At 51.9% G+C, this 14469-nt stretch carries 14 protein-coding genes and 1 pseudogene; 10 read left to right on the top strand and 5 right to left on the bottom strand.

The window, feature by feature from the left end; all coding sequences use genetic code 11:
- Nucleotides 1-88: 88 nt before the first annotated feature.
- Nucleotides 89-283, top strand: coding sequence for a helix-turn-helix domain-containing protein (locus AABA21_RS08310; protein ID WP_338248697.1), 195 nt, complete (start codon nt 89-91; stop codon nt 281-283).
- Nucleotides 284-497: 214 nt separating this feature from the next.
- Here AABA21_RS08310 and AABA21_RS08305 read toward each other — a convergent pair whose 3' ends face one another.
- Entirely contained in the window at nt 498-2192 is a 1695-nt protein-coding gene (locus AABA21_RS08305) for a serine/threonine protein kinase (protein WP_338248773.1), read from the bottom strand.
- 353 nt (nt 2193-2545) lie between these two features.
- Between AABA21_RS08305 and AABA21_RS08300 the strand changes: the two genes are divergently transcribed.
- From AABA21_RS08300 to AABA21_RS08285, 4 genes are all read left to right on the top strand, one after another.
- On the top strand, nt 2546-3349 hold the full coding sequence (locus tag AABA21_RS08300; protein WP_338248693.1) for an SDR family NAD(P)-dependent oxidoreductase: 804 nt from the start codon (nt 2546-2548) through the stop codon (nt 3347-3349).
- A gap of 92 nt (nt 3350-3441) precedes the next feature.
- The gene (locus AABA21_RS08295; RefSeq protein ID WP_338248691.1) at nt 3442-4263 is read left to right on the top strand and encodes a GNAT family N-acetyltransferase; all 822 of its coding nucleotides are present in this window, start codon (nt 3442-3444) and stop codon (nt 4261-4263) included.
- 69 nt (nt 4264-4332) lie between these two features.
- The gene (locus AABA21_RS08290; protein WP_338248689.1) at nt 4333-5394 is read left to right on the top strand and encodes an alpha-hydroxy acid oxidase; all 1062 of its coding nucleotides are present in this window, start codon (nt 4333-4335) and stop codon (nt 5392-5394) included.
- Between the two features lie 64 nt (nt 5395-5458).
- Nucleotides 5459-6136 (top strand): HAD-IA family hydrolase, encoded by a 678-nt coding sequence (locus AABA21_RS08285; RefSeq protein WP_338248771.1) that lies wholly within the window; start codon nt 5459-5461, stop codon nt 6134-6136.
- Nucleotides 6137-6358: 222 nt separating this feature from the next.
- On the opposite strand, the gene AABA21_RS08280 is transcribed toward AABA21_RS08285, so the two are convergent.
- Nucleotides 6359-7354, bottom strand: a complete 996-nt coding sequence (locus AABA21_RS08280; RefSeq protein WP_338248687.1) for an RIO1 family regulatory kinase/ATPase domain-containing protein — start codon at nt 7352-7354, stop codon at nt 6359-6361.
- 755 nt (nt 7355-8109) lie between these two features.
- Here AABA21_RS08280 and AABA21_RS08275 point away from each other — a divergent pair.
- From AABA21_RS08275 to AABA21_RS08260, 4 genes are all read left to right on the top strand, one after another.
- Nucleotides 8110-9102 (top strand): glycoside hydrolase family 76 protein, encoded by a 993-nt coding sequence (locus AABA21_RS08275; RefSeq protein WP_338248685.1) that lies wholly within the window; start codon nt 8110-8112, stop codon nt 9100-9102.
- Between the two features lie 836 nt (nt 9103-9938).
- On the top strand, nt 9939-10124 hold the full coding sequence (locus AABA21_RS08270) for a hypothetical protein (RefSeq protein WP_126601241.1): 186 nt from the start codon (nt 9939-9941) through the stop codon (nt 10122-10124).
- A gap of 45 nt (nt 10125-10169) precedes the next feature.
- Complete coding sequence (locus AABA21_RS08265; RefSeq protein WP_338248681.1) at nt 10170-10355, top strand: hypothetical protein; 186 nt, start codon at nt 10170-10172, stop codon at nt 10353-10355.
- A 444-nt stretch (nt 10356-10799) separates the two neighbouring features.
- Complete coding sequence (locus AABA21_RS08260) at nt 10800-12569, top strand: sensor histidine kinase (protein ID WP_338248679.1); 1770 nt, start codon at nt 10800-10802, stop codon at nt 12567-12569.
- A gap of 46 nt (nt 12570-12615) precedes the next feature.
- Here AABA21_RS08260 and AABA21_RS08255 read toward each other — a convergent pair whose 3' ends face one another.
- From AABA21_RS08255 to AABA21_RS08245, 3 genes and pseudogenes are all read right to left on the bottom strand, one after another.
- On the bottom strand, nt 12616-12933 hold the full coding sequence (locus AABA21_RS08255; protein ID WP_479430355.1) for a zinc ribbon domain-containing protein: 318 nt from the start codon (nt 12931-12933) through the stop codon (nt 12616-12618).
- A pseudogene (locus AABA21_RS08250) lies at nt 12827-13150 on the bottom strand (RNA-guided endonuclease InsQ/TnpB family protein); the annotation flags it as partial. The gene AABA21_RS08255 and the pseudogene AABA21_RS08250, both read right to left, overlap by 107 nt.
- A gap of 204 nt (nt 13151-13354) precedes the next feature.
- A complete protein-coding gene (locus AABA21_RS08245) occupies nt 13355-13876 on the bottom strand; it encodes a DoxX family protein (protein ID WP_338248671.1) in 522 nt (173 codons plus the stop codon).
- 171 nt (nt 13877-14047) lie between these two features.
- Here AABA21_RS08245 and AABA21_RS08240 point away from each other — a divergent pair, with 171 nt between their 5' ends.
- Complete coding sequence (locus AABA21_RS08240; RefSeq protein WP_338248670.1) at nt 14048-14413, top strand: winged helix-turn-helix transcriptional regulator; 366 nt, start codon at nt 14048-14050, stop codon at nt 14411-14413.
- The last annotated feature ends 56 nt before the right edge of the window (nt 14414-14469 follow it).

Genomic DNA, 14469 nt, shown 5'->3' with positions numbered 1-14469 from the left:
TAATTTTGATAGTCTTTCTGTTTTTGAATAAAGCGCCGTTTTGAAACGGCATCTAAATAGTAGAACATTTGCGAAGGAGAAATACCACATGAGCGAGCTATTAACTGTATCGGAAGTTGCAAATATCTTAAGGGTAGATGACACCACGGTTCGTCGCTGGGTGAAGCAGGGTGCGCTGGAGGCGATCATTCTTCCGCATGTGAATGAGCGCCAGGCTTATCGTATCAAACGCGAGACCCTCGACAAGCTGCTGACCGGTCAGAGCGAACTGACACACGTCTGATTTGTGTAACGTACGTACGTATGATCAACTATGCCACAGCATGAGTAGTTGACCGCAAGTTGAAAAGAACGGATATCCTACAAAGGATATCCGTTCTTTTCAACTTGCGAAGGAAGTATGTTTTAGGTAATGAATAATACAAATGATGCGCATTGCGCATCATTTGTATTATTCATTACCTAAAACATGTGCGGGAGTCTGTAACGAGGGTGGCTCAGCAGCGCTGGAGGGTCTGTACGAACAGGGATACCGAACCGAAACGCTCCGTCGGCTTCTTCGCCATGGCGGCCGCCAGTACCGCATTGACAGACGAAGGCAATTTAGGATTGAAGGTCGTAGGTGGCGGGGGGAACTTCGTGGTGTGCAGAATCTTCATTACGTGCTCGGCATTACCCTGAAATGGGGGACGTCCGGTCAACAACTCATAAGTGATGGCGGCGAGACCATACTGATCAGAAGCCGGGTAAATCGCTCCATCCCAGCGTTCGGGGGCCATATAAGGAAAACCCTCGGGTAGTTTCGAGAAATATGAGCCGTCCTGCACGACAGAAAAGTCGGCCAGGGCCACTTCCACTTTAGCTATCTTCTTACTCTGATTCAGTACCAGAATATTCGAAAGCTTAAAGTTCTGGTAAGTTACATGATAATTATGCGCAAACTGCAACGCATCGGCCAGTTGCAGGATGATTGGCAATGCATCCTTCAGCGTAAACGGGTTTCCACCACCATAGCGGCGTATCCAGGTAGCCAGTGAGCCCTCAGCGCAAAAAGGCATATTTTTATAAATAAAATTCGTGCCGCTGATGTATGATTTACCGCAGTTCAGCACGGGCAAGATATGAGGATGTTGCAGGGGGCCCAACAGTTCCGACTCTTGTTGAAAGACGGTCACCTCCTCAACCGAATCCTTCATCACATAAAACGGTACCATATCCACCTGAATCGCCTTCAACGCGCTCTCCTGCTCGCGCAAGCGATCATAGGTACGATACACTTCACTATACATACTGCTCCCCAGGCGAGCCCGAATCTGATAGCGCCCCAGGCTCTGCCCATCCAGATACACCTTCTCCTTTTTAGGAAGTTCAGCTTTATCCGTACGAGACTCGCTTTTCACATCCCTGGAAACAGGCGGCTCCGTATGCACCGAATTCATAGAAGGCCAACTAGTACCAGATGGGGATGTGGCCTGATCCCCCTTTGATACCGTAAAAGATGGTGGCGTTATAGGGGGATGCGAAGCGTCTGAAGCAGGACCACGCGTGGGCATAGAAGTGGGCCCCTTGGGCAAAGGACCGCTACTCGGGGGAGGTTCAAGCAGAGAACGGCTATCATGCATAGCTGGCCGCGCAGGCTGGCCAGAGCCCTCTTTCTGTTCCCCAAAACGGTTATATAAGGGTCTGGTTGTGTGTGGATAAGGGGTGCGCGATTGAGAGGGGCTACTACCAGGTTGTACAGATGGAGGGAGAAACTCACCCGAGGGGGAAGAACCAAAGGCAGCGGGACGCGAGTCCTGCAGGCGAATCATCAGGGGCTCCCAATCATAGCGCTGTAACAACTGCTGCAGCAGGCGATTTACAAATAAGCGATTCGATCCATCTTCCCGTCCAAGCACAATAGCCAGGGGCAGACAACTGCCGCGCAGAAACGCGGTAAATGCATCAAGCTCATTCGACACCGCCACAGGCCGATAACCAACAGCGGTTAACAAGCCACCAATATACTGGGCGCGCTCCTGGTATGCATCAATAATGAGAACAGTAAGTGCATTACGAACAACAATCTCCTTTGATGTTTTCGTCGCGAGAGGCTGTCTTAGCCTTTGCTGCAAGAGCTTGAGTAAAGAATTCAAAACTTGATCCGGTTGATCAAAGGAAAACGGTATTTCATGCATTACAGTATTGGCCATCGACAATTTCCTATATTGCACCTACGTAGGTGCCTAGTGCTGAAAAAATACAACACATTCATCCTAAGATGACATACCCCTTATAGCTTTTATAACGAATAACTTACCACAGATAACGTGAAAAAAACATTGCATGGAAAATAAGTATACTATTCCTGAGCTAATTAGTCCACCATAATGCAGGGTGAAACGTTTTATTCATAGATGCAACAAATTCACTATAGAAAGAGATGCCTTGTCGTCCAGGAAGGAGAGCGCTGGTTAATCGCTGTAGGACATAGCTTTGATTTTACGGCCACTTACCGCAGGTCGGATTCCTGAAAGGTCCGGGCGGCCAGGAATAGGAACATACGGTGGAACAACAAAGTATTGTCAGCCTGTTTGATCTGCATGGAAAGACCGCGCTGATTACCGGTGGCGCGCTGGGCATCGGGCAGGCTTGCGCCCGGCGACTCGCGGAAGCGGGGGCCGCAACCATGCTGGTCGACATTAATCTAGAGGCCGCCCGGACAACGGCGCAAGACATCCAGGCGCGGGGCGGTCGGGCCTCTACACTCTATGGAGATGTCAGCGAGGTACAGAGCATCAATACGATCATTCAGGCAACGGTAGAAACATTTGGCAGTCTGGATATTCTGGTCAACAACGCCGGCATTTATCCTTTTTCATCTGTCCTGGAAATGACGGAAGCCGCCTGGGATCAAGTGCTGGACATTAATCTTAAAGGCGCATTCTTCTACGCCCAGAAGGCAGCGCGACAGATGATCAAGGCGGGGCGCGGCGGGCGCATCATCAACATATCCTCAATCAACGGTCTGGCTCCTACCCGGTTCTTAAGTCATTATGACGCCTCTAAAGGAGGCATGATCGCCCTCAACAGGACGCTGGCCCTCGAATTAGGGCCACACCACATCAACGTCAACGCCATCGCGCCAGGAGAGATCATCACGCCGGGCACCTCCGCCGTCTCACCAGAAACACTGGACCAGGCGGGCGTCACCGATATGAACACCAGCGATTTCCTGCAGCAGATTCCACTCAACCGTCTGGGCATACCCGATGATATCGCCAGGGTGGTTCTCTTCCTCGCTAGCGAGGCCGCCAGCTACATGACGGGCAGCCTGCTCACCGTAGATGGAGGCTATCTCCTCACCTGATCCCCTCCTTGCTTGTAGAGAAAGCAGCATGGTAGGATACAAAGGGAAGCCATGACAATCTATTATCTTCAAGAACGGACCACTGCATGAGCATGAGCGGTAGGATTTTTCAGCAAAACAGCTATCCAGGCGTCATTGCGGCCATGGAGAAGAACCTGATTGAATTTATTATGTACTGTAGCTGTATACCCGGGGCTCAGGCCTATCAGAGCGTTGATCATATTGCCGCCATTACTGGCATACCGCAACCATCCCTCAATGTTGTGATGGGCGTAAAGATGGATGAGCAGACGATTATGACCCGTATCAAAGAGGTCATGCTCCCATTTCAGGCGCGTCAGATTCCAATGTTGTGGTTGATTTTCCCCCATGCTCAACCTGCCAATTTAGGCTATTATCTCAAACGTAGCGGATTGCAATATAACGGCAGCGAGCCCGGAATGATGATCGACCTCTCTCGACTCCCAACCGATCTGCCCGCCATCGATGGCTTTAGCCTCGAAGAAGTAGAAAATGCCACCGCCCTGAGCGAATGGATAGAGGTCTCCTCCATTGCCTTTGGAGGTGCCGCCAGCAACATTGATCCCGAGTACATTAAATTTGAACAATGTCTGGGCTGGGGAAAAGACCTGCCATACCGGCGTTTCCTCGGCCGCCTGCACGGAAAAGCGGTCGCCACCTCTTCCATTTTTCTGGGCGCGGGAGTCGCGGGCATCTTTTCCGTTGGCACCCTTCCAGAAGCGCGCGGGCAAGGCATCGGCAGCGCCATCTCTTTAGCCCCTCTATCAGTCGCACGCACTTTAGGATACAATATTGGTGTGTTGCAGACCTCGCCAACCGGCTATAGCATCTATGCCCGACTTGGCTTCCAGGAATGCTGCAGCATCCAGACCTATCTCTGGGCCCCACGCTAATGTATCCCTGCAGGTAAAAGGCAGAAAAAACTCAGCCTTCAGAGCGTTCAAGATGATTAGGAGTAGTGTATGATGCAACCGATCAACCTGCATGATTATGAGATGCTCGCCCAGAAACGTCTACAGAGACCCGTATGGGATTACTATCAAGGGGGCAGCGACGACGAAATCTCTCTACGGAACAATCGCGCCGCCTTTGCCCAACTGCGCTTGCGACCTCGCGTCCTGGTAGATGTCAACAACTGCAATACCGCGACATCCGTACTAACAAGAGAGCTCTCGATGCCCATCCTGGTCGCCCCCACAGCGGCGCATGGCATGGCCCATAGCAAGGGAGAGTGTGAGACCATACAGGGTGCCGACGCGGTGGGTAGTGGCATGATTGTCAGCAACGATGCCTCACGCAGCATGGAAGAGGTCGCCAAGGTCAGCCAGGGATTGCGCTGGTATCAGCTTTATATCCGTTCCCAACCCGAAGCGCGACAGCTAGTTAAGCGCGCCGAGGCAGCGGGCTACCAGGCGATTGTTCTGACCGTAGATACGCCGCTGCTGTCGCGGCGCGAGCGTGATATACGCAACAAGATGGGCAGCTTCCAACGAATCTATTATCCGGGGGCATTTACTGGCAATGTTCACAATAGCCTTAACGGCAGTATCGACGATGATGAGCGTGCCGCCTATGTGGGACACACACTGAGTTGGGACATCATCGCCTGGCTGCGCACGCAGACCAGCCTGCCGATCATACTCAAAGGCATTTTGACGGCGGAAGATGCCGTGCTGGCGGTACAGCACGGGGTCGAAGGTATTATCGTCTCCAATCACGGAGGGAGACAGCTAGACGGAGCCATTGCTCCCATCGAAGCCCTGCCAGAGATCGTCGCGGCCGTCGATGGTCGGTGCCCGGTCTATCTGGATGGAGGGATACGGCGCGGAACCGATGTTTTGAAGGCCCTGGCGCTGGGAGCCCAGGCGGTCATGATTGGACGGCCCATCTTATGGGGACTGGCGGTCGGAGGATCTGAAGGAGTCAAACACGTCCTGCAAATCTTGCAGCAAGAGCTCCGCTCCGCTATGGTCCTGGTTGGAAGCCCCACAGTCAAACATATATCCCGTTCACTTATTCAATGAACTTAAAAGACTACAAACAAAACGACCCGAGGCAATAGAAAGGATAATCCAAGCACATTTACCTATGACAAAGAAAAAAGATTACAGTAAAGTTCTCATCTGCCGTATACTTCTATTTGATCTGGATGGTGTACTGGTCGACTCGATCGCCAACGTAGAGCGTCATTGGAGTGAATGGGCCAAGCGGCATCAATTAGACGTTCAGCAAGTACTGTCGTCGATCCATGGACGCCGCACCATTGATACGATTCGCCTGGTGGCGCCGAAATTGCAAGCCGACAACGAGGCACGCTACCTGGATGATATACAGACGCTGGACACCAATGGCGTCGTAGCCACGGAGGGGGCAACTGAGCTGTTAGCACAGCTGGCGCCCGAGCAATGGGCCATCGTCACCTCGGGTCCGGCCACACTGGCCCGGGCACGCTTGCGAGCCGCAAAACTGCCATTGCCGCGCCTGCTCATCTCGGCCCATGACGTCAAGCAAGGCAAACCCGATCCAGAAGGCTATCTGAAAGCGGCTGAACTGATGCGGGCTGAGCCCGAGGAGTGCCTGGTGATCGAAGATTCTCTGCCGGGCATTGAGGCGGCCCATACCGCCCACATCCCGGCCATCGCGGTCGGTAACACCCATCCGCGCGCCGAGCTGAAAAGCGCCGAACTCTGGATTCCCTCGCTCAAACTCCTGAGCATCATCGACACTGAAGAAGAGAATGAGATTGCGCTGGCGGTCTCTGAATAGAGACGCGCACAGCGCGGGCTTTTTTTCCATAGAGCCAGCCTGGGGGCGCTGATGCCCCTAATCTTTTATTGAGGAGGGTGCAGTATGGGGGCGTGAACGCCCCCCATACTGCACCCTCCTCCAAATTTTATATGCATAAAGGCGCTGACGACTCCAATATTTTTAGGTGTTTTACATGCTATGCGCATTAGCGCATGGCATGTGAAACACCATAACTTTTATTTATAGAACTATGTCTTCTACGCGACCGCCGAGGTGGCGCGTCCAGATCTGGGCGGCGAGCTGTTCGGCGTCGCGTTCGAGGCCGTAACGGGCAAAGTACTGGCAGACGCGAGCGACGTCACGGGCAAAGATGGGGAAGACCTCGTCGTGAATGGTATCCACGGCCTGGGCGAAGTCGATGATCGTTACATCTCCCTGCCAGTAGAGGATATTGTATTCCGAAAGGTCGCCATGGATACGGCCATGAGCCAGGCACAGCTCGATATCCGCCAGCAGACGGTCGAATAATGGTTGTACCTCTTGCTCAGCCAGTCTGACATCGCGCAGCAACGGAGCCGCGTTCCCCTCACTGCCGATGTAATCCATCAGGACAGCGTTGCCGACGTATGCCAGCGGACGAGGTACATGGACGCCGGCCTGGAAGAGTCTGAGCTGGGTCTCAAACTCGTACTCGATCCAGGACTGCACGCGGGCCGCGTGACCGCGCGCGGTTTTACGGGCCACACCGCGCAGGCGGTTCTCACCATGAGCCACCTGGCCCTGCTCATCGCGCTGGGTACGATTATTGCGATAATCGGCGTCGTTCTTCAGGCTGCGAAACATGCGCGGACGATACACCTTGACCGCCAGGTATTGGCGATCGGTATCAGGATGGCCCGAGCAGCAAAAGACGGTCGCCTCCTTACCACTCTTGACCACGTGCAGGATATCCAGGATCAACTTCTGCTCGTAGAGAGGAGTCAACGACGACAGAATCCAGGGAGCATCGCGCTGGGAGGAAAGGAAAGTAGGATTGAAGACCGTAGGCTGGTTAACATCGATCCCCTGCTCCTTCAGCCAGCGCTGCACGTCGGCGTTGCTCTCATAGCTGCTCTTCTTTGTCTGCTTCACATGGACCTCGGGACGCCGAATGGGCTCCCAACGCGCCGGCACCTCCTCATCTCCTTCCAGGTCAATATGATCTTGATAGTGCTGCTTTGAATATTTCTTTACCATAACCCATGCTCCTTTTCCCTGTTTACACACAAAACAACGTTGCCACATCCGGCGGCGGGTACATCACACATGCGACGTGTGAGCACACAAAAAACATGCATAGTTGATCCTCTATACCCATGCGGGTACTGAATAGTGGAAGCTGGGAGCAGATTGGTGTGGCACAAGGACACTGGCTGGTGGTCGCTTGAAGCGCAGGCGCATAGAGAGCGGACATGCACAACAAGGAAATGGGATTCACGCGGGCACAGCGCGACCACGGCACACACCTGGGAAGCTCTGTACCTGTGATCTACTGCTCATAAAAAACCACAGGCGGCAAAGTGCAGCAGTGGTCCATCAAGTAGCGCGCGTGCGATCTGAAGACAGCGATACCTGCGCCGGGCACAAAGTATCCCTATCTCCGCGTCATCACAAGGGGAATGATATGGATGATGGTGGTGAAAAGATGCACTTACCTCCGGGCGGACCCCGACCTCACGGGCAGGAACGCACGCCCAGAACGAGCGGAGGGTGTAATCATGACGGTGAACAATTTCATCTTTACCTCCTTTGAGTGCATTGATATAGCAAGAGTGTACCATTCCCATTTTCCTGTGTCAAGCAAAAAAGCTCCGCTATCGACATAACAGGAAAAATTTATGGGCAGCGCACGTTCATGCAGTGCCCTGTAACGCGACCGGGGCTGGGGCGTGAACAGAGGGTAGGGGCAATGCATATCAGAGTAACGCACAGGTATTACAGGGGGCGCTTCCATGTATAACTATCAATCGCATATAGAGGGTGGACTAACCGCGCTTCAGCAGTGGTATAATCCCAAACGCGGCTTATGGGAGAGTACCGGATGGTGGAATGCCGCCAACATAGTCTGGACGCTTTCTGACTACCTGGGACGTACCCATAATCCCGTCTACCTGAATACTATACGCGAGATCTTTGCAAAGCACCGCGGCGGCAATTTCATCAACGACTTTTATGATGACGAAGGCTGGTGGGCGCTGGCCTGGATTAAAGCCTATGACCAGATCGGAGAGCCAGCATATTTAGCGATGGCCCGCACTATTTTCGCGGATATGGAGGGCGGTTGGGATGGCTACTGTGGAGGTGGCATCTGGTGGTCCAAGGAACGCACGTATAAAAATGCCATCGCCAATGAGCTCTTCTTTACGGTCGCCGCCTACCTCCAGCACCGTGTAGCGGATGAGGTCGCGCGCACCTACTACCTCGGACGCGCCTATCAGAGTTGGCTCTGGTTCTGGCGCAGCGGCCTCATTAATCACAACTACCTGGTCAACGACGGCTTGGATGAATTCTGCCAGAACAACGGCGACGTCACCTGGACCTACAATCAGGGCGTCATTCTGGGTGGCCTGACGGAGATGTATCGCATCACGAACGACCATGCCTATCTTGACGTGGCCGAACGCATCGCCGACGCCACCATAGCCATCCTGGTAGATCGCAATGGCATCCTGCGTGAACCCTGCGAAGATGGTGACTGCGGAGCGGACGGACCTCAATTCAAAGGCATCTTTATGCGCAACCTGGCCAACCTCTATACGGTACTGCCAAAGGCCAGCTACCAGCGCTTCATGCACAACAATGCCAGAGCCATCGTCTCCAACAATCCCCCCGGCAACTACCAGTTTGGGCTCAAGTGGTCCGAACCGCCCGATAGCAGCGATGCCGCCCGCCAATGCTCAGCCTTAGACGCCCTGCTGGCCGCCACCTCATGCGCTACTACCTAAAAGGATAACTGTTTATTTTGTAATGCTCCATTCAACATTACAAAATAAACCCCATTTTATGAAATGAATGTGACGACATTTTTTTACATAAGTGAAATATTTGTCAATTTTGTCCGTAATTAGCTTGACAATGGTTGTGCCTTATGCTATCTTTGTACTATACAATAACGAAAGAAAAGATTCTGCTACTTTTTAAGTATCAAGATAGAAAGAGAGGGGAAAACCACATGAAGGCATCAATGCTTTTTAGTTGGCGCACCTCGTCTGTCTTGATATCCCATCACTTATACCTCTTTGCTGAAAGATGTCTGACAGACCTGAGTGGTAAAGGCATCTATCAATCGGACGCCGGTTGCTCGAACCTATAAAGGCGACTTCGTCAGCTCTCTTATGTCTTTGCCTCGTGTGACGACCTGAATGGTGTCTGAGGTACATTTTCCCAATTTTGTTTTTTAATGCCCGCTAGAAAAGAGAACCGCTCGCTACAGTCAGCACATCAACGCTAACTGCAGGCCGGTAGACGATCTATGCCGCAATAATTGCGTATCATGGATCGATCTATACACGCAACTTTTTACACTTATAGTGTAATCTGGTACTCTTTCGCGCTCAATTGAGATGCCTTCCGCGGCCAGGTGAAAGCGGAGGAGAAATCGAAAAAGGTGATAGAAATGCTGGAAAAATTACCGTTTTTGAGCGGGCAAAACAGAATAGTTTAGTAGAACAGAGAAACAGGTAAAGCGAAAATACCGAAGTCGTGAACGCAACGACCGCCCCGCTAGCCGTAGCAATAGTGTAAATCGGCATCCGGCCACAAGTGAGAATGAGGTGAACATATGATCCAATTCAAGAAAGGTATGATGGTCTTTAATCAGGTTGAGCAGACAACAGGTTTAAAATTCAACCAGGCTGCTCAGCAGCGCGTTGTGCTCGGCACGCAGATCCAGCAGGTCCGTCAGTCCAATGGTCGTATGTTCAAAAAAGGGATGATGGTTGGCTCGACCGTCAAGGGTCTGTGTTAGAAATCTAACGTCATTAAACAGACATTCAGGCGAAGAGGTGAAAGTATGGTACAGTTCAAAAAGGGTATGATGATCTTCAAGCAGATCGAGACAGCTGGCGACCTGCAGCGGGGTCAGGCTGCTCAGCAACGTGTCGTACTCACCACACGCATGCGGCAGCCACAGGAGACGCGCGATCGTATGTTCAAAAAAGGGATGATGGTTGGCGTGCACGCCAAAGAATCGTATTAGAATGAGGGAGCGTACGCGCTCCCGAACGGGCGGCCGCATACGCGGCCGCCTTTGGTTTACGTGAGTTGGTGCGACATGAGCGCGAATGCGCTCATGTCGCACCAACTCACATATGGATGTTGTCTGTGCCGCATCGATACAGCACACGAGCTATGGATGTTGTCTGTGCCGCATCGATATAGCGCGAGTGCGGTTCTTGCATGGATAAGCTTGACATCCTCTACCACTTCACGAATATGATGTACTGTCAAATGTATGCATAATCAAAGTAGATACATTATTATTATTTATGTCACTTTGATGCATCGTAGGTCAATTGTGTACAGCAATAAATGCTATCTGCGAAGTAGCATTTATGTATCACTACGCGAAGGTCATAAATCCCATCAATAATATGGTAGATCAATCTGACTACTTTACGCGTTACACGAGAGAAGAGAGACGATGGACAATACAGCAGGTGAACCTTCCGAAGTAAAGGGGTTAGCCCAGTGGCTCGAAGCCGTATTCAAAGCTATTACAGATGCGGTTTTTGTCTACGATCTGGACGGAGCGATACTCCACATTAATCCGGCCGCGCTGTCCCTCTTTGAATGTGATTCAGCACAAAGCGTGATAGGTCATAAGTGCTTCCAGCTTTTTGATCACCACCACATTTTTGATGAAAATAGAAATCAGCTCGTCGCGCAGCAACTCTGGCTCGACCATGCCATGAGCAACTCGGACAGTTATAACAGCGATCAAACGCGGGATATCATCATACAGATGCCATCTGGCAGCGAGAAACAGCTCAACATAGCAGCCTCACAGGTTCTTGATCAGCATGGAAAGATGGTAGGGGGCGTATGTGTCTTCCGAGACGTTACAGAGCAGCGCCAACAATCGCGCCAGGCTCTGCAGACCCTGGCATCGCTACTCGTGGTCGCAGAAGAGATCGTACGCATCCCCGAACAGGGCTCTAGCACGCACAAAACAAATGCTGATCTTTTTCCAGGCAGCAACTCCACCGCACAATACCTGGCAGAGATTCTCCACCAGGTTCTTGAATGTCGCCTGGTGGGAATCTCGTCCGTGGCCCCATCCCAGCGACTACAACTGCTGGGTATTAGCGGGCTCCCCCTTGAACAGGCAAAGGCGGCCCAAAAGGAAGTCAGCAAATCAATGCTGGCGGACTATTTCGATGACGCGGATATCCATAACCTCTATGCCAACCGCGCTATCGTACACAATGTAAGACAACAACCCTTTAAAGGACGATCTACCTTCGGCATGTCTAACCTGCTCACGGCGCCGATGGTAATGGGCACGCAGCTGATTGGGATCTGCTTTATCGATAGGGATGAGAAGCGCCCGTATACACAGGAAGAAATCGCCGTGATCAAAGCCATCGCCAAGCTGAATGCGCTGGCTATCGAACGGGTACGGATCTCAGATGAATGGGCCCAGGCGCATTCCAATGAGATAGCCCTGCAGGAGCTCAATCACCGCTTTGACACATTCCTCGGAATCGCCAGCCACGAGTTACGTACCCCCCTCACCGGTATTTATGGCAATGTACAGCTAGTGTTACGCCGCATAGAGAAGCTCAAGAAGCAAGGCGTCGAGACCATCGAAGTATCTATGTTGAGCGAGAATGAACGTATTCAACAACCACTTCAGGATGCCTTAAACCGCTCTCTAACGCTAGACCGTATGATCGGCGACCTGTTAGACGCATCACGCATCCGCGCCGATAAATTTATCATTACCACACAGCCATGCGACTTGAAAGAGATCGTATGCACCACAGTTGAAGATCTACAGAAAGTAACGCCAGACAGGCGGATCAACCTATGCCTGCCAGCCACCAAATCCATACCCATCCATGCTGATGTCGATCGCATCAGCATGGTCATTCATAACTACGTTACCAACGCGCTTAAATATTCTCCCCTGGAATGCCAGGTGGATGTCTATCTGAAGACCGGTCGGGGGCAGGCGCGTGTAGAGGTACACGATGAGGGTCCAGGTCTTTCGCCAGAGGCTCAGGAGCATGTCTGGGAGCGCTTCTACCGCGCCAAAGGCATCGAAGTACAGTATGGCTCAGGTACGGGACTGGGATTGGGACTCTATATCTGCCGTACGATTGTTGAACGCCACCATGGCAAGATCGGCCTCATTAGCAAACAGGGAAAAGGTTCAACTTTCTGGTTCTCACTGCCGATCACCGCGTAATCCACTTGACATCCTCCCCACGGCTCTCGCCGGGGGATTCCCACAATCACTTGCGGGGTTTCCTGCTTCGCTGAGACTTGCCGGGGTTGGTTTTCACCGCCCCCGGTCTGACGGCCTCTCCACAGGCATTGAGGACCGTGAGCCCCACGGACCTTATATTTTTTGCCGCATTCATATCTCGCTCATGATGCACGTCACATTCTGGACACGTCCACTGGCGTACGTCGAGCGTGAGGGATGCGAAGATATATCCACATCCGTTTCTTTTTAAAGGTCGGATACTTGCCGCGACCCTCAAAGAAATTGATGAATGCCTTGTCGAGGTGGCGCAATGCCTGTTGGACGGGAACACTGGATACCTCATTCAGCCAGCGATAGTCATCCTGTTTTTTGAGCTCAGTGAGCAGCGAAGAAAGGTCTTTGTAGTACAGACGCGTGTGTTCTTTGTAAAAGGCATCCGTTTTGAGGCGTAAGGCCCAGTTGTAGGTAAAGCGTACACAGCCAAACGTCCGAGCAAGCATCTGTTTTTGCTCGTCGGTCGGGTAGCATCTGAATTTGTAGGCGCGTTTCTGTGTACTCATACTTTACATGGTAACCTATACTGTGTAAAAAGTCAACAGTACCATGCCCCCATCGCGCCACCAAAAGGAACGCGCCTTCTCTCCTCATGGCTAAAGCCAGGGGTTTTACGGCGCGCTTTGATAAAAAAAGCCATCCCCGTGGCATGTGACCATGCCTTGAAGATGACCTTTTTAACCAGTCAAATTATGTAGCCAGTCTGCCTATCAGGCAACCTTTTGGCGCGAAACCTGTTGCGCGGCCTGCCGATTACTGCTGATCGTGCCAACGACAACCACTACGATAGCCACCAGCAACAAAATCCAGAACAGCACCGCAGGGAGCGCGAAACCGATCAGGGCATCAAGCGCATAGGCACCTGGTCCGGTTAAAGCGACAGCCAGACCTACGAACATCAGCACCAGAGGATACTCATAGCCACCCTGGGTCGACCACAGGCCACTTGACCAGTGGAAACGAACCACCGCCATCAACATGCTGGCAATAATCGCAATCGCGGCCAGAGGCGTCAGCAATCCCAGAACAAAGAGCAGGCCACCCACGAACTCACCGCCAGCGCCCAGCACAGTCCAGAACGCGGCCGGGACAAAACCCTGTGACTTCAACCAGCCCGTCGTTCCGGCAAAGCCATGTCCGCCAAACCAGCCAAAAAGCTTCTGCGCACCATGGCCCATCAACAACAGGCCAACCACAAGGCGCAAGATAAGAAGGCCAATTGATAAAGACATTATGCTATTTCCTTTCGACTCCAGGAGATGGAATCTATACTTACTTATTGTTAGTAACGTCTACGATGAAAGTATGATACACTACGATCTAATATTTGTCAAGTTACTAATTTTATGTTAGTATAATGGCAGAATAGCCAGGATAAAAAATATGTAGGGGACTTATAAATCATGGCAGAAGACAGGCCGATGTGCACACGCTATCAGCAGGCGGCCAACCTGATAAGCAAGCGCTGGACGCCACTCATCCTTAGAGTATTGCTGATGGGACCGTGCCACTACAGTGAAATCGCGCGCATGGTTGGTCATATCAGTGACCGGGTGCTATCCCTACGTTTGCGAGAATTGGAAGAGCAGGAGATCATCAAAAGAACGGTCTTCAATGAGATACCGGTACGCATTGAATATGAACTGACCGAGAAGGGCAAAGCCCTCAGCGAGGTTGTTGAAGCCATCGAACGCTGGGGAACAGAATGGCTATCCAGGCCAGAAGAAGACTCCATCCCACAAGAAGGTGCTCAGCAAGAAATTGGCTAACGTGAACAGGAAGTTATTTCTGTATTGTACTAATACAGAAATAACTTCCTGGTACC

Source organism: Dictyobacter halimunensis, from assembly GCF_036245075.1.
The sequence above is the reverse complement of the archived record's forward strand: the minus strand, read 5'-3'. Positions and strand labels throughout refer to the sequence as shown.